Source organism: Faecalibacterium sp. AF10-46 (genome assembly GCF_003604105.1).
GTDB lineage: Bacteria > Bacillota > Clostridia > Oscillospirales > Ruminococcaceae > Faecalibacterium > Faecalibacterium taiwanense.
Map to the genome: position 1 here is coordinate 399,471 of NZ_QVGY01000001.1, position 19,197 is coordinate 418,667.

Annotated in this window: 23 protein-coding genes and 1 tRNA gene; 9 read left to right on the forward strand and 15 right to left on the reverse strand. The window is 60.2% G+C overall.

What is annotated here, in order from left to right:
* The first annotated feature begins 92 nt into the window (after nucleotides 1–92).
* Complete coding sequence (gene spoIVA / locus DWV57_RS01945; protein ID WP_120019925.1) at nucleotides 93–1,583, forward strand: stage IV sporulation protein A; 1,491 nt, start codon at nucleotides 93–95, stop codon at nucleotides 1,581–1,583.
* A gap of 54 nt (nucleotides 1,584–1,637) precedes the next feature.
* Here the strand turns inward: spoIVA and DWV57_RS01950 are convergent, their stop codons facing one another.
* Together DWV57_RS01950 and DWV57_RS01955 are read right to left on the reverse strand one after the other, a co-directional pair.
* The gene (locus DWV57_RS01950) at nucleotides 1,638–2,201 is read right to left on the reverse strand and encodes a DUF4364 family protein (protein ID WP_005941189.1); all 564 of its coding nucleotides are present in this window, start codon (nucleotides 2,199–2,201) and stop codon (nucleotides 1,638–1,640) included.
* A gap of 38 nt (nucleotides 2,202–2,239) precedes the next feature.
* Nucleotides 2,240–3,175, reverse strand: a complete 936-nt coding sequence (locus tag DWV57_RS01955) for a S1 RNA-binding domain-containing protein (RefSeq protein ID WP_005941187.1) — start codon at nucleotides 3,173–3,175, stop codon at nucleotides 2,240–2,242.
* Nucleotides 3,176–3,391: 216 nt separating this feature from the next.
* Here DWV57_RS01955 and DWV57_RS01960 point away from each other — a divergent pair, with 216 nt between their 5' ends.
* The 7 genes from DWV57_RS01960 (at nucleotide 3,392) to DWV57_RS01990 (ending at nucleotide 9,565) form a co-directional block, all read left to right on the forward strand.
* Entirely contained in the window at nucleotides 3,392–3,580 is a 189-nt protein-coding gene (locus DWV57_RS01960; protein WP_005941184.1) for a DUF951 domain-containing protein, read from the forward strand.
* A 94-nt stretch (nucleotides 3,581–3,674) separates the two neighbouring features.
* On the forward strand, nucleotides 3,675–4,766 hold the full coding sequence (gene prfA / locus DWV57_RS01965) for a peptide chain release factor 1 (RefSeq protein ID WP_097774901.1): 1,092 nt from the start codon (nucleotides 3,675–3,677) through the stop codon (nucleotides 4,764–4,766).
* Nucleotides 4,767–4,852: 86 nt separating this feature from the next.
* A complete protein-coding gene (locus DWV57_RS01970) occupies nucleotides 4,853–5,881 on the forward strand; it encodes an L-threonylcarbamoyladenylate synthase (RefSeq protein ID WP_118528065.1) in 1,029 nt (342 codons plus the stop codon).
* Entirely contained in the window at nucleotides 5,878–6,495 is a 618-nt protein-coding gene (coaE, locus tag DWV57_RS01975; RefSeq protein WP_120019760.1) for a dephospho-CoA kinase, read from the forward strand. Before DWV57_RS01970 ends, coaE begins: the two co-directional genes overlap by 4 nt.
* Nucleotides 6,492–7,160 carry a lytic transglycosylase domain-containing protein gene (locus DWV57_RS01980; RefSeq protein WP_005941169.1) on the forward strand — a complete coding sequence of 223 codons (669 nt, stop codon included), beginning with the start codon at nucleotides 6,492–6,494 and terminating at the stop codon, nucleotides 7,158–7,160. The genes coaE and DWV57_RS01980 overlap by 4 nt, the downstream gene beginning before the upstream one ends.
* 15 nt (nucleotides 7,161–7,175) lie before the next feature.
* The gene (locus DWV57_RS01985; RefSeq protein ID WP_120019761.1) at nucleotides 7,176–8,579 is read left to right on the forward strand and encodes an aminopeptidase; all 1,404 of its coding nucleotides are present in this window, start codon (nucleotides 7,176–7,178) and stop codon (nucleotides 8,577–8,579) included.
* A gap of 140 nt (nucleotides 8,580–8,719) precedes the next feature.
* Entirely contained in the window at nucleotides 8,720–9,565 is an 846-nt protein-coding gene (locus DWV57_RS01990) for a MerR family transcriptional regulator (RefSeq protein ID WP_120019762.1), read from the forward strand.
* Nucleotides 9,566–9,571: 6 nt separating this feature from the next.
* On the opposite strand, the gene DWV57_RS01995 is transcribed toward DWV57_RS01990, so the two are convergent.
* From DWV57_RS01995 to spoIVB, 3 genes are all read right to left on the reverse strand, one after another.
* Nucleotides 9,572–10,414 (reverse strand): polysaccharide deacetylase family protein, encoded by an 843-nt coding sequence (locus tag DWV57_RS01995; RefSeq protein ID WP_243112285.1) that lies wholly within the window; start codon nucleotides 10,412–10,414, stop codon nucleotides 9,572–9,574.
* A gap of 72 nt (nucleotides 10,415–10,486) precedes the next feature.
* Entirely contained in the window at nucleotides 10,487–11,245 is a 759-nt protein-coding gene (gene spo0A / locus DWV57_RS02000) for a sporulation transcription factor Spo0A (RefSeq protein ID WP_044953592.1), read from the reverse strand.
* Nucleotides 11,246–11,361: 116 nt separating this feature from the next.
* Entirely contained in the window at nucleotides 11,362–12,609 is a 1,248-nt protein-coding gene (gene spoIVB / locus DWV57_RS02005) for a SpoIVB peptidase (protein WP_120019763.1), read from the reverse strand.
* Between the two features lie 156 nt (nucleotides 12,610–12,765).
* Between spoIVB and DWV57_RS02010 the strand changes: the two genes are divergently transcribed.
* Nucleotides 12,766–12,847: transfer RNA gene (locus tag DWV57_RS02010), tRNA-Leu, on the forward strand.
* An 83-nt stretch (nucleotides 12,848–12,930) separates the two neighbouring features.
* Here the strand turns inward: DWV57_RS02010 and DWV57_RS02015 are convergent.
* From DWV57_RS02015 to DWV57_RS02060, 10 genes are all read right to left on the reverse strand, one after another.
* The gene (locus DWV57_RS02015; protein WP_120019764.1) at nucleotides 12,931–13,272 is read right to left on the reverse strand and encodes a sporulation initiation factor Spo0A C-terminal domain-containing protein; all 342 of its coding nucleotides are present in this window, start codon (nucleotides 13,270–13,272) and stop codon (nucleotides 12,931–12,933) included.
* A 171-nt stretch (nucleotides 13,273–13,443) separates the two neighbouring features.
* Complete coding sequence (locus DWV57_RS02020) at nucleotides 13,444–13,824, reverse strand: hypothetical protein (RefSeq protein WP_120019765.1); 381 nt, start codon at nucleotides 13,822–13,824, stop codon at nucleotides 13,444–13,446.
* Nucleotides 13,825–13,830: 6 nt separating this feature from the next.
* A complete protein-coding gene (locus DWV57_RS02025) occupies nucleotides 13,831–14,256 on the reverse strand; it encodes a phage holin family protein (protein ID WP_120019766.1) in 426 nt (141 codons plus the stop codon).
* A gap of 11 nt (nucleotides 14,257–14,267) precedes the next feature.
* Nucleotides 14,268–14,681 (reverse strand): D-Ala-D-Ala carboxypeptidase family metallohydrolase, encoded by a 414-nt coding sequence (locus DWV57_RS02030; RefSeq protein ID WP_120019767.1) that lies wholly within the window; start codon nucleotides 14,679–14,681, stop codon nucleotides 14,268–14,270.
* Between the two features lie 36 nt (nucleotides 14,682–14,717).
* On the reverse strand, nucleotides 14,718–14,870 hold the full coding sequence (locus tag DWV57_RS02035; RefSeq protein ID WP_005937343.1) for a DUF433 domain-containing protein: 153 nt from the start codon (nucleotides 14,868–14,870) through the stop codon (nucleotides 14,718–14,720).
* 5 nt (nucleotides 14,871–14,875) lie between these two features.
* Nucleotides 14,876–15,244 carry a hypothetical protein gene (locus DWV57_RS02040; RefSeq protein ID WP_120019768.1) on the reverse strand — a complete coding sequence of 123 codons (369 nt, stop codon included), beginning with the start codon at nucleotides 15,242–15,244 and terminating at the stop codon, nucleotides 14,876–14,878.
* A gap of 21 nt (nucleotides 15,245–15,265) precedes the next feature.
* Entirely contained in the window at nucleotides 15,266–16,153 is an 888-nt protein-coding gene (locus DWV57_RS02045) for a hypothetical protein (protein WP_120019769.1), read from the reverse strand.
* A 3-nt stretch (nucleotides 16,154–16,156) separates the two neighbouring features.
* A complete protein-coding gene (locus DWV57_RS02050) occupies nucleotides 16,157–17,296 on the reverse strand; it encodes a hypothetical protein (RefSeq protein WP_120019770.1) in 1,140 nt (379 codons plus the stop codon).
* A 12-nt stretch (nucleotides 17,297–17,308) separates the two neighbouring features.
* Nucleotides 17,309–18,316, reverse strand: coding sequence for a siphovirus ReqiPepy6 Gp37-like family protein (locus DWV57_RS02055; protein WP_120019771.1), 1,008 nt, complete (start codon nucleotides 18,314–18,316; stop codon nucleotides 17,309–17,311).
* Nucleotides 18,313–19,185, reverse strand: a complete 873-nt coding sequence (locus tag DWV57_RS02060) for a phage tail domain-containing protein (protein ID WP_120019772.1) — start codon at nucleotides 19,183–19,185, stop codon at nucleotides 18,313–18,315. Before DWV57_RS02060 ends, DWV57_RS02055 begins: the two co-directional genes overlap by 4 nt.
* Nucleotides 19,186–19,197 lie beyond the last annotated feature (12 nt).

A 19,197-nucleotide genomic window follows, 5' to 3' on the forward strand; every position in this document is an offset into this window, starting at 1 on the left:
TTGTCATATCCGGCCTTTCCCCAACATACGATTACAACAAGCGGACCGGAATCCTGTCCGGTGCACAGCGCAAACGGGAAGGGGAGAGCAATTTGGCAAATCAGGAACAGAAGAGCATCTGCCGCGAGATCGGTGCACGCACCGGCGGAGATATCTACATTGGGGTGGTTGGCCCGGTGCGCAGCGGCAAATCCACCTTTATCAAGCGTTTCATGGAACAGCTGGTGCTGCCCGCCATCGGCCCGGCGGCTGCGCGGGAGCGTGCCCGGGACGAGCTGCCCCAGTCGGCAGCGGGCCGCACCATCATGACCACGGAACCAAAATTCATCCCGGAAGCAGCCGTGCCCCTGCAGTTGGAGGGCGGCGGCGAGTGCCGGGTGCGGCTCATCGACTGCGTGGGTTACATGGTGGAGGGGGCTATGGGCCACGAGGAGAACGACAAGCCCCGCATGGTCAAAAGCCCGTGGTTCGACCACGAGGTGCCCTTCGACCTTGCCGCCGAGACCGGCACCCGCAAGGTGATCTGCGAACACTCCACCATCGGCATCGTGGTCACCACCGACGGCTCTGTGAGCGACATCCCGCGGGAGGGCTATGCCAGAACCGAGAAGCGCATCGTGGAAGAACTGGATGCGCTGGGCAAGCCCTACATCATCCTGCTCAACAGCACCCACCCGGATGCGCCGGAGACGAAGCAGCTGGCCGAGGGCATGGCACGGGACTACGACCACACCGTGCTGCCGGTGAGCTGCGTGGATCTGGACGCGGCGGCGCTGGGCGGCATCCTGCGGCAGGTGCTGTACGAGTTCCCGGTGCAGGAGCTGGATTTTGCCCTGCCGCGCTGGGTCACGATGCTGGAAAACGGCCACTGGCTGCAGACGCAGGTGTACGATGCGGCCATGCAGCTGGCGGCAAAGGTCTCCCGCATGAAGGATGTGCCCTCCGGAACAGACGCACCTGCGCTGGAATGTGACGCAGTGCAGCGCTCGGCCATCAGCGGCATCGACCTTGCAAATGGCAGTGTGCGCATCACGGTGGAGCTGAAGCCGGAAATTTTCTATCAGGTGCTGAGCGAGCAGACCGGCCTTGCCATTGGCGACGAAGCGGGCCTGATGCCCTGCATCATGGAGCTGGCAAAGGCCAAACGGGAGTACGAGAAGGTACGTAGTGCCCTTGAGCAGGTGGAAGCCACCGGCTATGGCATCGTGATGCCCACGGTCAGCGAGCTGAAGCTGGAACAGCCCCAGATCGTGCGGCAGGGCACGAACTACGGCGTGCGGCTGGAAGCCTGCGCGCCCTCCATCCAGATGATGAAGGCCACCATCCACACCGAGATCAGCCCCATCGTGGGCACCGAAAAGCAGAGCGAGGACCTTGCCCGCAGCCTGCTGGCCGGCTTTGAGGACGACCCGGAAAAGCTGTGGGAATCCAACATCTTTGGCAAGAGCCTGCACGAGCTGGTGAACGAAGGGCTGCAGAACAAGCTGCTGCACATGCCGCAGGAGGCCCGCACCCGCCTGCAGGAAACGCTGGAACGGGTCATCAATGAGGGCTGCACCGGGCTGATCTGCATTCTGATCTGACCGCTACAAAACAGAAGAGGGAAGCGCCGCGCGGGTGCCTCCCTCTTTATTTGTTCACTTCTCTTCTTCGGTCAGCTTATTGATGAGCATTTGGTAGATCTCGTTGCCCTTGAGGATGAACTGCTTTTTTACCAGCTCGGCGGTCAGCCGGTCCGGTGTGCCGAGATCCAGACAGAACAGCTCACTGTCCAGCCCTTTCACCGTGCAGCGGATGGTGCAGTGGCCGTCCTCTTTTTCGGTAATGCTGGCACTGTACTTGGCTTCCTTGCGTGCCCATGTCTGGCAGCGCAGCACAGCGGCCACAGCGCGCTCCCGCACACTGCGGGGCAGGTCGTAGGCAAGCTCCTGCGCCACTTTGCGGCCTTTCTCGGTGATGGTGTAGCTGCCCTTTGTCAGGGTGACGAGCTGCTGCCTGGTGATATCGTCCAGACACGAGCCGATCTCGAAATAGTTCACCAGCGCTTCTTCCATCAGGGCGTTTTCGATCTCCTGCCGGGCAATGGGTCCGGCATTTTTGACCAGATAGCACAGCAGCAGCCGGATCTCGGTGCTGCTGGTCAACCCGCCGGGACGTACACCGGCAGTAAAAGCATCATTGGCGGCCATCGTTCCATACATCCCCCTTGCATTCCTTTTCTTTTATAGTATAAAGGCTTTCACGCCGGATTGCAAGCCGCAGCGGCAAAATCTGTCTCAATGCGCTTGGGGCTTTCCGGCGTGGAGTACACCCAGTGGTCCAGATGGCCCTCGGTGATGAAATACTTCAGCTCGAACCGGTGGCGCTGGCTCAGGGCGTGGTTCACGATCACCAGCTTGATCTTCATTTTTTCCGGCAGGATGTTCTTGATGTAGACGCTCACCGCCTGCCCGGGCACAAGGTCGGTGCAGCTCTCGGCAAGGCCCGCGAGGTTGGGCGCGATCTCGATAAAGGTGCCGTATTCCTCCACGCTGCGCACGATGCCCACCACGGTCTCACCCACGGTGAACCCGGCCGCATTTTCCTCCCATGTGCCCAGCAGTTCCCGGATGGTCAGCACAAAGCGGCCCTGTACATCCCGGTTCTTGACGGCGCACAAGATCTGCTGGCCCACGCTCACCCGGTCGGCGGGGGAGGAGATGCGGCTCACCGACATGCAGTCGATGGGCAGCAGGGCACTGATGCCGCAGCCCACATCACAGAACGCGCCAAACGGTTCGATATGGGTCACGGTGCAGGGCAGGATATCGCCGGGCTGCAGGGTGTCCAGATAGTCGGCCTTGCACATCTGCTGCGCCAGCGCGCGGGAGAGCCGATAGAAGGGCTGACCGTTCTCGTCGGTGTCCAGCGCCTCGATCACAAAGCAGGTGGGACGGCCCACCCTCGTCAGCACCGCAATGTCCCGCACGGTGCCGTTTGCGGCACCATCGGCGCACTGGGCAAAGGGCATCACGGCTCTCACCCCGCCGATCTCGAACCGCAGCTGGCGCTGGGTATCAAAGGCCAGAGCAGTGGCCTGCAGGATCTCGCGGTTTGCCATGGCGGCGCGCAGTTCAGCGGGGGACAGGCGCGCAGCAGAACGGTAGTTGCCTTCGGTACGGTAAGCTTGCATCATCTTTCATTCCTCTTTCTGTTGTTTTTGGGAGCTGGACAGGTGCCGTCTGGGAAAGCCAGCTCCATTTCATTAAAACTTATGCATCCGCATGGGCGGATATTTGCATTTTGTGCGGCTTTGCATTATACTATGTCTGTATGCGCAGCAAACCGGCACGCCGGACTTTGCGCACACACCGCCTGCTGTTTTGGGCAGGCAGAAGGGAGAAGCAGAGCTATGGACATTGCTGTAGGTGATACCATCCTCACCCGCAAAAAGCACCCCTGCGGAGCGTCCAGCTTCGAGGTGCTGCGCGTCGGCATGGATTTTAAGATCCGGTGTACCGGCTGTGGGCGCGAGGTGATGCTGCCGCGTGCTAAAATTGAAAAGAACATCAAAAAGGTGGTAAAACCCGGGCAGGCCTAGCGCCCGGCGCAGCACGCATCCGGGGCGGAAAGGCCCCGGAGCCGTTCGGCTGCACGAACATGAATCTGAGTTTGTAAGGAGAACTGCCGGAATTATGCCGAACATGTTTACCCAGATGGATGCCGTCTGCCACCGCTTTGAAGAGCTTTCCATCCGCCTGAACCAGCCGGATACCGCCGCAGACCCTGCGCTTTTCCGCAGGCTGATGCGGGAGTATCACGATGCAGAACCTGTGGTGCAGGCCTACCGCGCATGGCAGACCGCACAGGATCATCTGGCACAGGCCAAAGCTCTGCTGGAAGAACCGGGCGCACTTGACCCGGACTTCAAGCAGATGATACAGCAGGAAATCAGCGAAAAAAGTCAAGATGTGGAAAAGCTGGAAAATAATCTCAAAATTTTGCTGCTGCCCAAGGATGTGAACGATGGCAAAAATGTCATTGTGGAGATCCGCGGCGGCGCAGGAGGGGAGGAAGCTGCCCTGTTTGCCCACAGCCTGCTGCGCATGTACACCATGTATGTGCAAAGCAGGGGCTGGCAGCTGGAAATGCTCAACCTCAACGAGACGGAGCTTGGCGGCGTGAAGGAGGCCATCTTTTCGGTGGACGGTGCCGGGGCCTACAACCGCCTCAAGTACGAGAGCGGTGTGCACCGTGTGCAGCGTGTGCCGGAGACCGAGACGCAGGGCCGCATCCACACCTCCACGGCCACGGTAGCTGTGATGCCGCAGGCCGAAGAGGTGGACTTTGCGCTGGACATGAAGGACCTGCGCATCGACACCTTCCGCTCCTCCGGCGCGGGCGGTCAGCACATCAACAAAACCTCCAGCGCCATCCGTGTGACACATCTCCCCACCGGCATGGTGGTAGAATGCCAGAACGAGCGCAGCCAGTTCCAGAACAAGGACAAGGCGCTGGAGATCCTGCGCAGCCGCCTGCTGGCCCAGAAGCAGAAACAGCAGCAGGATGCCATCAACGCCAGCCGTCAGGGGCAGGTGGGCACCGGCGACCGCAGTGAAAAGATCCGCACCTACAACTTCCCGCAGGACCGCTGCACCGACCACCGCATCGGCCTGACCGTGCACAATCTTTCCAAGATCATGGACGGCAATCTGGACGAGCTGATCGACGCACTGGCCACCCGCGAACAGGCCGAAAAGCTGCAAAAGCTCAACGAGCAGGGCTGAAATGTGGCTTTGAAAATAAAACGATATCCTGTCGATAAATGCTGAAAAGCATAAATACTTTACAGATAGAAAGAACGATGATCCGTATGGAAATGAAAACTGAAATTTTGCCCGCATCGGACGAAAAGAGCATTGAAAAAGCCGCTGCCCTGCTGCAGAACGGTGAGCTGGTGGCCCTGCCCACCGAGACGGTTTACGGCATTGCTGCCGATGCCCGCAACGGCGAGGCTGTGAAGAAGATCTTTGTGGCCAAGGGCCGCCCGCAGGACAATCCCCTGATCGTCCACGTCACCGGGCCGGAAATGCTGCCCGGCCTTGTCAGCGAGGTGCCGGAGCGCGCCCAGCTGCTGATGGCTGCGTTCTGCCCCGGCCCGCTCACCATCATCATGCCCCGCGGCCCGGAGGTGGCAGCGGAGTGCTGTGCCGGTCTGGACACCGTGGGCATCCGGATGCCCAGCCACCCGGTGGCCCGCGCCGTCATTGAAAAGAGCGGCTGCGCCTTTGCTGCCCCCAGCGCCAATCTTTCCGGTAAGCCCAGCCCCACCAACGCGCAGGATGTGTTCACCGATATGGACGGCCGCCTGCCGCTGATCCTGGACGGCGGCGAGTGCGACGTGGGCGTAGAAAGCACTGTGGTGTCGGTGGTGGGCGAAAAGCCCACCCTGTTCCGCCCGGGCCACATCACGCTGGAGGACCTCGAGCGTGCCCTCGGCGAAGAGGTGGAAGTGTCCAAAGCCATCCTCGAAAAGCTGCCGGAGGGTGCTGTGGTGCGCAGCCCCGGCATGAAGTACAAGCACTACGCACCCAAGGCGGATGTGACCTTGCTGGACGGCACCTTTGAGCAGTTCAAAGCCTATGTGGATGCCCACGCCGAGCAGGATCCCAGCTGCCTGTGCTTTACCGGCGAGGCGGAAAAGCTGGGTGTGCCCTGCGTGGAGTATGGACGCGAGGGCGACGGTGCCGATCAGGCAAAGCACATCTTCCGCTGCCTGCGCGCGCTGGATGAGCAGGGCGATGCCGTGGTCTACGCCCGCTGCCCGCAGAAGGACGGCCTTTCCATGGCGGTGTACAACCGCCTGATCCGCGCTGCGGCCTTCCGGGTGATCAAGCTATGATCGCGCTTGGCATCACGGGCCGCAGCGGCTGCGGCAAATCCACGGTCACGGCGGTGTTTTCGGCCCACGGTGTGCCGCTGGCCGATGCCGACCAGATCAGCCGCGAGATTTTACTGCCCGGCTCGCCGCTGCTGCCCCGGCTGGCCCAGCGGTTCGACGCAGACATTTTAAAAGCAGACGGCACATTGGACCGCCGCCTGCTGGCTGACCGCGCCTTTGCCACCCCGGAAGGCAAGGCGGCGCTGGACAGCCTGACCCACCCGGAGATCGTGCGCCGCATCCGTGCGGCAAAGCAGGCGGCACAGGATGCCGGTGCACCGCTGTTCGTGCTGGATGGCGCGGTCATCGTGGGGACTGCGGCGCAGGCCGAGTGTGATCGCCTGTGCGTGGTCACGGCACCGTTTGAGACCAGTGTGGCCCGCATCGTGGCCCGGGACGGCATCTCGGCCGAGATGGCCGCCCGCCGCCTGAACGCCCAGACACCGGAAAGCACCCTTACCGCGCAGGCAGACTATGTGCTGCGCAACGATTCCAGCCTTGCACATCTGCAGGCTGCGGCAGAGCAGCTCTGCACAAAGCTTCTGGCAGAAGGAGGTGCGGGAAAAGAATTTTGAACAAACGATATAACGAACAAGATCCTGCACCGCAGTACGACCCGGAGACGGCCCGCATCCGCCGCGCTCTCCGCGCCCAGAAGGCACGCCGCCGCAAAAAAATGCGCAGCCGCAGGCTGTTCCTGCTGGGCATGGCGCTGATCCTGCTGTTTGTGCTGGTGCCCAACTTGTGGGGCAGGGCAGAACGGCTTTTATACCCCCGCAAGTACGAAGCACTGGTGGACCAGTGGGCGGAGACTTACGGCCTTGACCCGCTTCTGGTGGATGCCTTCATCCGCACCGAAAGCGGCTTTGACCCGCAGGCCACCTCCACTGTGGATGCCCGGGGCCTGATGCAGATGACCGAGGAGACCTTTATCTGGCTGCGCAGCAAGATCGCACCGGACGAAGGACTGCTCTTTGCAAATCTCTACGACCCGGAGACCAGCATCCGGTTCGGATGCTATTACCTACACCTGTGCATGGAGCGCTACAACGGCGATGTTGCCACTGCCGCTGCCGCTTATCACAGCGGGTGGGGCACGGTAGATGCTCTTTTACAGATGGAAGAGCACTCCGCAGACGGCGAAACGCTGCAGGGCTTTCCCTATAACCAGATGAACCACTACGTAAAAAAGATCACTTCCTGCTATGCGCGGTATCAGCGTATCTATGCAGAAAGCTGAGAGGAGATAAGGAACATGAGCGAGAAACTTACCGCAAAGCAGGCTGCCGAACAGCTGCTTTACAAGCCGGAGTACGCTGCCGACAAGAGCGCCGACGTGAAGGCAAAGGCTGCAGCCTTTGCCGAAGGCTACAAAGCCTTCCTGAACGCTGCCAAGACCGAGCGCGAAGCTGCCGCCGCCAGCGAAAAGCTGCTGCTGGAGGCCGGTTACGAAAAGTTTGAGCCGAAAAAGACCTATGCCCCCGGCCAGAAGATCTACTTTGTGCAGGAGCACAAGGCGGTGGTGGCCGCTACCATCGGCCGGAAATCGTTTGAGGAGGGCTTCCGTCTGGTGATCGCCCACATCGACAGCCCCCGTCTGGACCTGCGCCCGAACCCGCTGTACGAAGCAAACCACCTCAGCTACTTCAAGACCCACTATTACGGCGGCATCCGCAAGTACCAGTGGGGCACCATGCCGCTGGCCATCCACGGCGTGTTCACCCGTGCCGATGGCTCCAGCGTGTCCTTTGCAGTGGGTGAGGACGAGAACGACCCCGTGTTCTGCATCACCGACCTGCTGCCCCATCTGGGTGCCGAGCAGAACGACCGCAAGCTCAGCGAGGGCATCAAGGCCGAAGAGCTGAACGTGCTCATCGGCTCCGATGCTGTGGAGGATGCCGACATCAAGGAGGCCGTCAAGCTGAACACCCTGATGCTGCTGCACGAAAAGTACGGCATCACCGAGCGGGACTTCACCCGCGCTGAGATCGAGGTGGTGCCCGCCCATAAGGCCCGGGACGTGGGCTTTGACCGCTCCATGGTGGGCGGCTACGGTCACGATGACCGTGTGGACGCATACCCCGCCCTTATGGCAGAGATCGAGACGAAAGATCCTGTGCACACCACCGTCTGCGTGCTGACCGATAAGGAAGAGATCGGATCCGACGGTGTGACCGGCATGCAGAGCATGTATGTGTTCCACTTTATGCAGCTGCTGTGCCGCGCCGCCGGTCAGGACGACATCCTTGCCTTCCAGAACAGCGTGTGTCTCTCCGCCGATGTGACCGCCGCCTACGACCCCTCCTGGGCAAATGCCTTCGAGCCGCAGAACGGTACTTACGCAGGCCGCGGCGTGGCTTTCTTCAAGTACACCGGCAGCCGCGGCAAGAGCTCTGCCAGCGATGCTTCCGCTGAGCTGGTAGGGGAGATCACCCGCCTGCTGGATGCCAACGGCGTGGCATGGCAGATCGGTGAGCTGGGCCGTCTGGATCTGGGCGGCGGCGGCACCATTGCCAAGTACGTGGCCAACCGCGGCATCCCGGTGCTGGACATCGGCGTGCCGGTGCTGTCCATGCACTCTCCCTTCGAGGTCATCCACAAGACCGACCTGTACATGGCTTACCGCACCTTCTCGCTGTTCTGCCAGGCTGAGCAGTAAGTTCTGTGCCTGAAAAAATATCCGCAGCGCTTCCCGGTTTGCAAAAACCAGCGGAAATACTGCGGATATTTTATTTTTGGCGCAAAAAGCTTGACCTTCAACCGACTTTCAGGTGTAATGTAGGTGCGGAGGTGAATCAGATGAACATCAAACAGGCCTCAGAACAGAGTGGCGTTTCGGCTCCCAACATCCGTTTTTATGAAAAAGAGGGACTTCTCACCCCGGCGCGCAGGCAGGGCAATGGCTACCGCGATTATACCGCAGGGGATATCCGTACCCTTAAACTCATCCGGATGCTGCGCATGCTGGATGTGCCGCTGCCCACCATCAAGGCGGTGCTGCGCGGGGAACAGCCCCTGCAGCAGGCGCTGCAGGCTCAGCAGACCGTGCTGGAGCAGCAGGTGGCGCAGCTGGCAGCGGCCATGCAGTTTTGTGCCGACCTTGCCCGGCAGGCACCGCAGGCAGAAACGCTTGATGTGGATGCTTGCCTGACACGCATGGAACACCCCGCCACGCAGCAGGGCTTCTTCTCCGGCTGGCTGCAGGATTACCGCACGCTGGCACAGGTGCAGCACCAGAGGCATTTTTCCTTTATCCCGGAGGGCAGCATCAACACCCCGCAGGAATTTACGGCGGCGTTGCGAGCCTATGCAGAGGAAAAAGGGATGCTTTTCACTCTGACCAAAGAGGGGATGTACCCGGAGTTTTTGCTGGACGGCATCGCGTATAAGGCCTACCGCAACCCGGGCAAGTACCGGGACGAAATCTGTTGCGATGCTGTGCATCCCGAGCAGCTGGACACCGGACTGCCGCTCCGGCGGGAGAAGCTGCTGCGCTTTTTGCGCCTCGCTGTGCCGCCGGTATGTACCTTTGCCGCCATTCTGGCGGCGGGGTGGGTGGTGACCGGCGGCGCAGGCTGGCTCTGGCTGGCGGTGCTGGCCTCTGCCGGAGTGCTGCTGGAACGCTGCCTTGAAAGGTGGCTGTAAGGCGCATTACCCCAGCGGCAGCGCTTCGGCCACCGTCAGAAAGGTGTAGCCGTTGTCGGCATACCACCGGATAATGTCCGGCAGTGCTTCGGCGGTGGTGTGTGTGGAGGAAGAATCGTGCATCAATACGATGCAGTTCGTCTGCTGCCCGGTCTCGTGCACCACATTGCGGTAGATGGTGCCCGCGCTTGGGTGCCCGCCCACGGCATCCTCGGCGCACACGTTCCAGTCCACCCAATGCCAGCCTTTCTGCTCTACTTCGGCTTTCAGCTGCTTCATCAGGCCTTTGCCGCCGTAGCGCCGACTGACGGTGTTGGTGCTGCCGCCCGGAAACCGTAGATACCGGATGCTCTCGGCATCCACATAGGGCGCAATGCGCTCCTTTAAAAGGGCAATGTCCTCCCAATAAGCGTCGCTGCTGCGGTAGATATCGCTGTACTCGTGGGAAGCAGAGTGCAGCGCGATCTGGTGCCCGGCGCTGACCGCTTCGGTGAGCAGGGGCAGATACTTCTCGTTGTAACCGGTAGCCACCACAAAAAATGTGGCGTGCACTCCGGCCGCGTTCAGCGCGCTGAGCACATCCGGTGTGGTCTTGCTGGGGCCGTCGTCAAAGGTCAGGCAGACCCACTTTTCCGGCAGCGGCTGGGCAGCAGGCTCCTGCTGCTCCTGTGCCAGAGCCGAAATGGCGGGGGAGAGCATCGAAGTGTCCGGTGCCGGGGTAAGATCCTGCGCCTGACATCCGGTGACGACCGGCGGCGCAGCAGATACAAACCCCATAATGAGGGCGAACAGCATTACGGCCGCAACTCTGGCCCGCCTGCGCCGTGCGAGATATTCTGCAAGCTTCAAGAGCAAAACCTCCTTTGTCTGTTTGGTTTGCTCTTATCAGAATATGAACGACGGCGGATTCTATGAAAAAAATTACCCCACTCTCTGCCGTTTATCCAGCCGCATCTTGTCGGCAATCATCGCAATGAACTCGCTGTTGGTGGGTTTTCCCCGCAGGTTATGGATGGTATAACCAAAGTAGCTGTTGAGGGTATCCACATCGCCCCGGTCCCACGCCACCTCGATGGCGTGACGGATGGCGCGCTCCACCCGGCTGGCAGTGGTACCGTTTTTCTTGGCAATTTCCGGGTACAGACGCTTGGTCACGGCGTTGATGTACTCCGGCTCGTTCATGGTGAGCAGGATGGCATCCCGCAGGAACTGGTAGCCCTTGATATGGGCAGGGACGCCGATCTGGTGCAGGATCTCGGTAACGGTCAGCTCATCGCTGTCCACACTGGTGTGCAGGATGTGCTTTTCCGGGCCAAGTGCCGCCTTGAGCACCCGTGCGGCAAGCACGGTCTCATCAAAGGGCTTTACAAAGTAGTAGGCAAAGCCTTCGTCCAGCAGCTCCTGTACCATCTCTTCACTCTGGAAGGCACCGGTCACGAAGAAGGAGGTGTGCCGTTCACCGGCGGCATTGTAGCGCTGCTTTACCGCAAGGGCATCCAGACCGGGCATAAAAGCATCCAGCAGGACCACCTGCGGGCGCACGGTGAGCATTTTCTGCAGGACCTTGTTGCCGTCCTTTTCCACAACGGTCACATCCACGCCCTTCTGCTCCAGCGCTTCGCGGCAGGCGGCAGTGAACGGGGCACCAGTATCCGACATCAAAAATCTAACTTTGTCCATGGTTGTTTCCTCCAATGTGTGCAGTTCCCTTAACACCATGGATTTTACCATAATTTTCCAGAACTTTCAACGACTTTTATTGGCAAATTTTGGCAAAGAAAATCGAAACCCGCAAATTATTTTGCGTTTTGGGCCTGCGTATGCGCTGTATCGTCTGTTTTTTCAACAGCGCGGGCCTGCTTGAGCATGGTCTGAGCAAAAATGCCGTAGCCCCGCGTGGGGTCGTTTACCAGCACATGGGTCACTGCACCCACCAGTCTGCCGTTCTGCAGGATGGGACTGCCGCTCATGCCCTGCACGATGCCGCCGGTTTTGGCAAGCAGCTGCCGGTCGGTCACGCGCAGGATCATGTTGCGGTGGGGGTCTGCGTCGTTTACCTTTTCAATGCGGATGCGGTATGCCTTGGGCACCTCGCCGTCCACGGTCGTCCAGATCTCGGCATCGCCCGGCACAACCTCCTGCGCAAAAGCCATCTCCAGCTCCGGGCCGGAGAATGCAGCCCGTGTTCTGCCATAGACCCCGGTCTTGCTGTTGATGCAGATGCTGCCAAGCGCATGGGTGCTCAGAAAGCGGCCCTTCAGCTCACCGGGACTGCCCACGGTGCCGCTGGTACACCCCACGATCTGGCAGGGGACGATCTCGCCGCTGCGCAGGGCCACGCTCTCACCGGTGTCGCTGTCGCTGATGGGGTGGCCAAGCCCGGCAAACACCCCGGCGGCATTGTCCACAAAGGTCATGGTGCCTACCCCGGCGGAAGAATCCCGCACCCACATCCCGGCGCGCCACTGCCCGGCGGTGCTGTCCCACACGGGGGTCAGCCGGGTCTGGAATTGCTCACCATTGCGGATGTAGACCACCTGCACCGGTGCGCCTGCGGCCGTTTCCAGAGCATCGTGCACGGCATCGTTCGTCTCGGTCAGGGTGTCGTCCATGCGCACCACCCGGTCGCCCAGCCGCAGCCCGGCCTTCTTGGCGGGGTTTGCGGTGCCGTCCGGGGTGTTCAGGTCGGAAAAGCCCACAATGAGCGCGCCCTCGGAGAACATCTTAACGCCGAAAGGCGTACCGCACACGGTTACCACCGGACGTGTTTCCACCAGAGCGCGCACAGTCTTGACGGGCAGCCACCCGCCAATGGACAAAGTGGCCTGATAGCTGCCCGCAGCCTGCGTGCTGGCCGCGTTGCGGGAGCCAGCGGTGCGCAGCGGCTGCACATAGGCAAAACGGGGCAGGGTAAGGGTCTGGCCGGGTTCCAGCAAAATTTCAGCAGGCAGACTGTGCCACAGCCAGCCCAGCACCGCCAGCGCGGCCACCAGAAGATAAGCTGCCGCAATGCTGCCAGCGCGGCGTAGTTTTGATCTGCGCATCGGCAAAAGCCCCTTTCCGCCATGGAAAATGATACGATCGTCCGGCGATAGTATGCGCTGTGAAGGGCGGAAATATCAATGCAGTGATTGACTTTTGCCGCCGGAACTGATACTATATTAAGGCGGTTTGGCCGCAGCTGCAGAATAGAAGAATACGCGGGTATGGTGGAATTGGCAGACGCGCAGGATTTAGGTTCCTGTGCCGCAAGGCGTGTGGGTTCGACCCCCACTACCCGCATAAGAGAAAAAGCGCGATGGTTCGTACAGAACCAGCGTGTTTTTTCTTATTATGGTAACACTTTTGGTAACACTCTTAAGTTTTCAGACTGCTCTCACCAGCGCATTATACAGCATTTCAATGAACTGTACCGCGCTTGGGCATCCGGTCAGCGGATAGCCTGCCAGCTGCTGCACATACTCCGGGTTTGTGAGCCATGCACCTTTAGCTGCCCGACGGACAGCGCTTTGAATCGCTTTTGGCTCACACCTTCTGCGGTCGGCGATAGGGGTATAGATCTCTTTCTCCACGGCCTGCAGACGGTCTTCCTGCTCACAGATCAGCTCAAGACACTGGCACAGGATACTGTAGGCACTCAGGTTACGTGTAATGCCCATCGGGCGCAGCAGATCATTGACTTGAGTGGATAATTCGGAAACAATCATAGTTGACACATCCTTTCTTTGCGTCAACTCTAACCGAAAAACACTTGAAATTTGTTAATTGCGTCGATATACGTCGTAAAGCGTCGAAACACGCCAAACAAAAACAGCCCCGAGGAACTGTCAGGCTCCCCGGGGCTGTTATACTATGATTTTGTTGGCGCTACAGAAACATCACATAGAGGTCTTCTGGCTGCGCACCTGCGCTTCGATCATCGGCTTCAGGTAGCTGTCGAGGTCGCCAAAGGTCTCCTTGATGAACGTGATGGTCTCCTGCGTCAGGGCTTTCTTCGCTGCAGCCAGTGCGCGGCTGTAGGCGATGCGCTGGGCAGCCTCGTCGAACTTGTCCTGTTCCTTCAGGGCATCAACGTAGGTCTGGTTGACGTACTGGACGGCGTTGAACACCGCGTTGGCGGCATTCTGGAGACAGGTCTGCGCAAACTTGTTGTTGATGTAGCCGTTTGCAATGCTGACACCCTTGTTCAGGCCCCAGCCGAAAATGACGGTCATTGCGGGGATGCAGGCAGTAAGAGCGACTTTCAGAAATTCATTCATAAGAGCTTATCCTTTCTGCTCGGTTTCCGAGCGCTGCTTTAAAATGTCCACGGCCTTGGTGATCGCTGCCGGGATCGGCAGTCCCATCAAGCCCGCGTTTTCGATGATGGAAATGGTCTCGTTGCAGATAAAGCCGATCACAACGGCATCCCGCACAAGGGTGGAACCTATCACGGCATCCAGCCTGCAGGCCACCAGCACGATCAGCAGCGTTTCGCCCTTGCGGCACAGGCCCTTCCAGCCTGCGCGGCTTTCCAGCGTGCCGCTTTTGGTCTTGGGACTTGCATGGAATACACCGGCCACGATCAGGCCGGTGATGTAGTCGATGGCCATAAAAATCACCAGCGTTTGCAGGGCGGCATCCCAGCCGCCAAAAAGACCGGCAATCACGCCGCCGATCGCGCCGATTGCCATGCAAAAATAATCTTTCATGCGCCACCTCCTCACAGTGTCCACCGACTTTTGTTCGGGCGGGTGTCCACGTGCACCCAGCCCTTTGCCCGGCCTGCCTTGACCGGGTAGCGGCCCACGCCGCCCCAGCCGGACATCAGGCTTTCAGCGTAGGCGGCAACGGCCAGCGGGTCGGTGTCCTGAACCTGAATGTCAGCGGCCCGGCCCAGCAGGTGCTGGCTGGATTTAGAGCCGCCCACCTTTGCGTTGTGGCTGGCGGTGCGGTAGCCGCTGGTGATGGTCACGGGCTTGCCGAAGTGCTCCCGGATGCACTGCAGTACCACCACAAGGCCCTCGTCAATGAGGATGGTGTCGGTGCCGTCGCGGCAGCGGAACTCACGCACACGGAATGCGGGAGAGAGCTGCTTTGCACCATCATTCTTCAAACTGTACTGCTTGATCGCCATATGTATCACGTCCTTTCATAGGATCAAGCCACGGGCTTATTTTTCCAATTCTGCCTTGATGGCTTCCAGATCGTCCGTGGTCAGGGACGGGTAGTCGGCGGCGATGTCTTCAAAGACTTCACCGGCGGCAATGCGGATTTTGAAAGCGCGGGTCATAATGCGAAGTTTGAGTGCGTTCAGGGTTTTCATAAAAATCAGCCTCCAATCAAATCAGCCATCATGAGCACAAGGTCGTCGTTTGCCGCTTCCAACGAAGTGAAACGTTTTTCTGCTTTGGCTTTAGCGACTTCATCCTCTGGAATCTCCCGTAAGATAAACTGCCACGTCCCGTCCGGGGTATCAGTGGGTTGCATGATCTGCACAAGCTCTGCATCGTGCAGGGTGTCCGGGTAAGCGCACCCGGTCATATCGCAGTCGCTGGCGGCAATGTGTACTTCCGAAAGCTTGCCGTCGAATGTGTCCATGGTGACCTCTGCGGGAGAGTGGAACGTATTCGCACCGGGGTTCAGGGTCAGCTTTTCGAGCTTTGTCCCATCGGAAAAGGTAATAGTGTATGTTTTCATCTTTTCGCTCCTTTCTCCTTATCAGCAGATACCGACAGCAGGCCAAACGCGATAGTCACCGCTGGCTTCGCCGCGGCCCGAACCGCCGTTGCCGTCGACAAGCGCGAAACCGAATTTCGAGGAGACGTCTCGCAGCCAGCACCACTGGTTACGAACGAAGCCCATCCACGGAACCAGCTGGAAAAGGGGCAACTGGTTCCTGTCAATGGTATAGTTCCGGCAGGTGTTCCACGGATCAGTCGCACCGTTCGGTATGGGCGAGAATTGCCGCCCGCCATAGACCATGTTCTCGTTCATCAGCTCGACCGTGCTGTCGTACCAGTCCGTGCCAGTCGGTGCGCCGTTTATGGCAGCGTTCACCAGACTTTCACGGTGGTTCAGGATGTGCGCAGAGCCAAAAGCAGTGTTGATCGTGGTCTTTGCCTGCGTCAGACCGTTCTTGTACAGGTCAGAACCGACGTAGCCGCCCTCGGTCGTGTTGGTGGGGTTGAACTTGTAGATGTACAGGTGGCTGCGGGGAATGACTACGGCATGATGGGTATTGCAGGGCTTGTCGCCGCACTTATACCAGTAGTCAAAGGCTGCGATGATGTAGTCCATGCCACCGATAGACCAGTAGTCACCAAGGTACAGGTTTTTGAACGTGCCCGCTTTGATGGCTGCCCACTGCTCGCTCGTGACGCTGCCGCCCAGTGCCTTGCCCCGGTAGACACAGTTATGTGCAGCTGCGCCAGCTGGTGTAGTCAACCGCAACATATCATCCTGTGCAGTATCAGGATTAACGACTCCCAGATCTGCCAGAATCTTTGCCAGCGTTGCGCGCTGGGTGCTGTTACCCTGCAAGATAAGCTGGTCAGTTTTTGCTACCGTGCTTGCCTGTGGAAGGCTTGTAATAGGTACATTTGCCATGTTTTATCCTCCAATCTGTTTGGTTGCGATCAATGTGCCACCGGTGGATGTGCAAAGGGTGTCACCGGTTGAGGTGTAAAGACCGAACGTCAGCTGACCAGTGACAAGCATCAGCATGATTGCATCGAAGGTATCACCGGTGGCCTTTGCATCGGCAGGCGCACCCTCGGTGGACAGGGTAGGATCAGTGGAGACGTAGGCTTTCGCCTCACCAGCAGCTTTTTTGGCCTCCTCGGCGCTTTTAGCTGCTGCGCTCTGGCTTCGAGCGGCCTCTTTGGCGCTTGTGTCTGCCGCCGTCTTGTCTTGCGCAGCAGCTGTTGCAGCGTCTGCGGCCTCTGTCGCTTTCCTGCCGGCCTCGGCAGCGGCCTCTTGTGCGGGCGCGGTTGCCTTGCTGACGCTGTCCAGAGCCTCAGTGCAGGCAGCGTTGATACCCTGCAGCGCGTCATCGCGGGCCTGTGTGGTGTCACGCAGAGCCTGCTCGGCATTGGCGGCATGGGTCCCGGCGGCGGCTCGATCATCGGCAGCGGCTTTGGCAGATGCAGCAGCCTCCTCCATACAGGCAGCGGCCTTGCGGCTGCTGTCCGATGCAGTCTCTTCCAGTTCCGCAATCCGCGCCTTTGCTGTGGCCAGAAGTTCCGCCGTCGGGATGTGGGTCACGCCGTCCCGCACGATGCCGCAGAGCTTCTCGTCCAGCCGTGTGTCGGTGATCTGGCCGGTGGTGACGGCGGTGGAGCCTGCCGGGCGGGTGATCTCGGCAAGGCAGAGGTCGTAGATCAGCTCGGTGCGGGAGATGGCCGTGGCCGTGGGTGTGCTGGATGCCGTGCCCTGCAGCACCTGCAGGCTGGCGGCTCTGGCACCGGCATCATAGCGCATGACGATGCGGTCGATGCGGGGGAGAGATGGGTCGGCCAGCGGCAGGGTCAGGGTATCGGCCTCCCGCTTTGTGATGGAGTAGCCGGTGAAACGGCTGGGGTGCACCCAGCCACGGCCCGCGCCCACGGTGACCTTCAGCCCGCCTGCGGCTGTCACCGGGAAGTCCTCAGCGGAGCTGAACACACCGCTGGTGAGGCCCGCAAGGTAGGCCGCCACGTCTGCGGCATCGAAGTCGTAGCCGTCGGCGGGGTATAAAACGATTTTGCTCAAAAGATCATCTCCTTACAGCTTGCGCCAGACCGGTGTGCCCAGCCGCGCGGTGCGGGTGGTGCTGTCGCTCTGGCTTTGGGTGATGACATCGGCCACCCGGACGGTGGCCTTGTAGCCCAGCTCCGGGATGGTGCAGAAGGCCACGTCGCCGGGGGAAAGCCCCTCGGCATCGATGGTCAGCTCAATGGAGCCGGTGCGCAGCTGTTCCAGCAGCTTGTTGGTGCCCCGGGCCATGAGCCGCTCGAGGTAGGCTTCGCTCTTGTTGCTCTCGCCCTTTTCCTCGTCCGGCTGCACGTCCCGGGCATCCACATAGAGCTCCCGCCGGTCGGCTCCGGTGGCATCCGTCAGGCCCACGGTCACGGTGGCCCGGGCATCGCCCTCACCGGCCCCTTGAACAACGGCAACGTTGGCATAGTCGCTGTCCCCAAAGGCCCAACTGGCCCCGGTCAGGTTGCCCCACTTGGTGGAAAAGCGGTTGTTGGGGTCAGCGGTGGGCCGGTAGACCTCGAACAGCAGCTTCTTATCTGCGTTCTTGCCTGCCAGCCGTACCCGGAAGCCTAGGTCGCAGGCCGCGCCGATGGTCATCAGGTAGTCCATGATGCTGCCGCCGGAGGTCTGTGCGGTGTAGGTGGTGTCAAAGCCCACCAGCTCTCCAAGCTCCAGCTTGGGCCACGGCTCCATGGAATTGACCAGCCTGCGCATGGCCTGCTCCGCGTTCTCGCTCTTCACGATGACGGTGCAGGCCCGCTTGGTGAAGATCCACGATCCCGGGAAGCCGGTGACCACCAGATTGCTGTCGGTGTTCTCGTTGCTCCGGTGGCAGATGCGCATGGGCACGTCGCTGTCACTGCGGCGCAGCCAGCGGCCCTCCCGCAGCAGGGACAGGTTCTCTTCGGTGGGTCTGACTTCGAGGGTGAACTCACCCTCGGTGTTGTAGGGCTCGTCCCAGTAAAGGCTCACCCAGACCTCCACCCGGCCCAGCCGGGCAAGGGTCGTCTCATCCAAAACATCCAGCGTCATGCAATCACCTCCGGCAGAATGCCTGAAACCATGGGATAAAATTGCACCGTGACCTGCAGGAGGGTCTCGCCGCTGTCGGCGGTGGCCTTGAGCAGGTTGTCTCCGGGAGCCAGCTCCAGCAGGTCGCTGTCCTCGTCCAGCAGGGAGAAGATGTTCTCCTCCGTGCCGTCCTCTGTCCGCTTGACGGCCAGCTTGTCGGTGGTGGTGCGGTAGATCTCGATGACCTGCCCCGGGGTCAGGGTGGTCAGGATGCGGATGCTCTGGCCCGTGATGATGTTCAGCACGCAGGGGTTGACCACCGCACCGTCACTTTTGAGGGTGGCCGTGAAGGGTACAGCCAGCGCCCCGGGGTTGACCGCGTTCTGCCAGCCAAACGAGGTGCGCACGCCGAACCGGTGGGGCTTGGAGTAGTTGACCGGCAGCCTGAAGCTGGGCACAAAGCCGTTGATGCAGAAGCTCTGAGCGGTCAGATCGTACCAGAAGGGCTTCGGGCAGAAGAACATCATGTCAAGGACCGGGTATGGGTGGATGCTCTTTGTGTAGGGGGTCTTGGAAAGCACAAAGCGGCAGAAATACTTGTCCTCAAAGTACATGGTGCCGCTGGTGAAGTAGGGGAGTTTTTCCAGCAGCAGGGCGGCATCCGCATCGCCGTGGGGGCTGTGGCAGTGGATGATGACTTCACGGCTCACCCCGGCCACGCTCTGTTTCTCCACCGTGTTGCCGATCTGGTTCACGCCCTGTGCGGTCTGCAGATCTACGTTCACACCATTGATGGGATCGAGGGAGTAGGGCGTGCCGTAGTCCCACCCGATGTCGAGAGCGGCCCCGGCATCCGTCACGAGCCGCAAATGGTCTTTGCGAAATGGCATTCAGAGCCCTCC

Excerpts from the sequence above, each read along its gene's own strand:
- DWV57_RS02055 (WP_120019771.1), bottom strand. The coding sequence starts at position 18,316 with ATGACGCTGGATGTTTTGGATGAGACGACCCTTGCCCGGCTGGGCCGG.
- DWV57_RS02035 (WP_005937343.1), bottom strand. The coding sequence starts at position 14,870 with ATGAAAACCCTGAACGCACTCAAACTTCGCATTATGACCCGCGCTTTC.
- DWV57_RS01960 (WP_005941184.1), top strand. The coding sequence starts at position 3,392 with ATGGACATTGCTGTAGGTGATACCATCCTCACCCGCAAAAAGCACCCC.
- DWV57_RS02015 (WP_120019764.1), bottom strand. The coding sequence starts at position 13,272 with ATGATTGTTTCCGAATTATCCACTCAAGTCAATGATCTGCTGCGCCCG.
- DWV57_RS01990 (WP_120019762.1), top strand. The coding sequence starts at position 8,720 with ATGAACATCAAACAGGCCTCAGAACAGAGTGGCGTTTCGGCTCCCAAC.
- DWV57_RS01955 (WP_005941187.1), bottom strand. The coding sequence starts at position 3,175 with ATGATGCAAGCTTACCGTACCGAAGGCAACTACCGTTCTGCTGCGCGC.
- spoIVB (WP_120019763.1), bottom strand. The coding sequence starts at position 12,609 with ATGCGCAGATCAAAACTACGCCGCGCTGGCAGCATTGCGGCAGCTTAT.
- prfA (WP_097774901.1), top strand. The coding sequence starts at position 3,675 with ATGCCGAACATGTTTACCCAGATGGATGCCGTCTGCCACCGCTTTGAA.
- spo0A (WP_044953592.1), bottom strand. The coding sequence starts at position 11,245 with ATGGACAAAGTTAGATTTTTGATGTCGGATACTGGTGCCCCGTTCACT.
- DWV57_RS01950 (WP_005941189.1), bottom strand. The coding sequence starts at position 2,201 with ATGTATGGAACGATGGCCGCCAATGATGCTTTTACTGCCGGTGTACGT.
- DWV57_RS02030 (WP_120019767.1), bottom strand. The coding sequence starts at position 14,681 with ATGGCGATCAAGCAGTACAGTTTGAAGAATGATGGTGCAAAGCAGCTC.
- DWV57_RS02060 (WP_120019772.1), bottom strand. The coding sequence starts at position 19,185 with ATGCCATTTCGCAAAGACCATTTGCGGCTCGTGACGGATGCCGGGGCC.
- DWV57_RS01985 (WP_120019761.1), top strand. The coding sequence starts at position 7,176 with ATGAGCGAGAAACTTACCGCAAAGCAGGCTGCCGAACAGCTGCTTTAC.
- DWV57_RS02020 (WP_120019765.1), bottom strand. The coding sequence starts at position 13,824 with ATGAATGAATTTCTGAAAGTCGCTCTTACTGCCTGCATCCCCGCAATG.
- DWV57_RS02045 (WP_120019769.1), bottom strand. The coding sequence starts at position 16,153 with ATGGCAAATGTACCTATTACAAGCCTTCCACAGGCAAGCACGGTAGCA.
- coaE (WP_120019760.1), top strand. The coding sequence starts at position 5,878 with ATGATCGCGCTTGGCATCACGGGCCGCAGCGGCTGCGGCAAATCCACG.
- DWV57_RS02025 (WP_120019766.1), bottom strand. The coding sequence starts at position 14,256 with ATGAAAGATTATTTTTGCATGGCAATCGGCGCGATCGGCGGCGTGATT.
- DWV57_RS02040 (WP_120019768.1), bottom strand. The coding sequence starts at position 15,244 with ATGAAAACATACACTATTACCTTTTCCGATGGGACAAAGCTCGAAAAG.
- DWV57_RS01970 (WP_118528065.1), top strand. The coding sequence starts at position 4,853 with ATGGAAATGAAAACTGAAATTTTGCCCGCATCGGACGAAAAGAGCATT.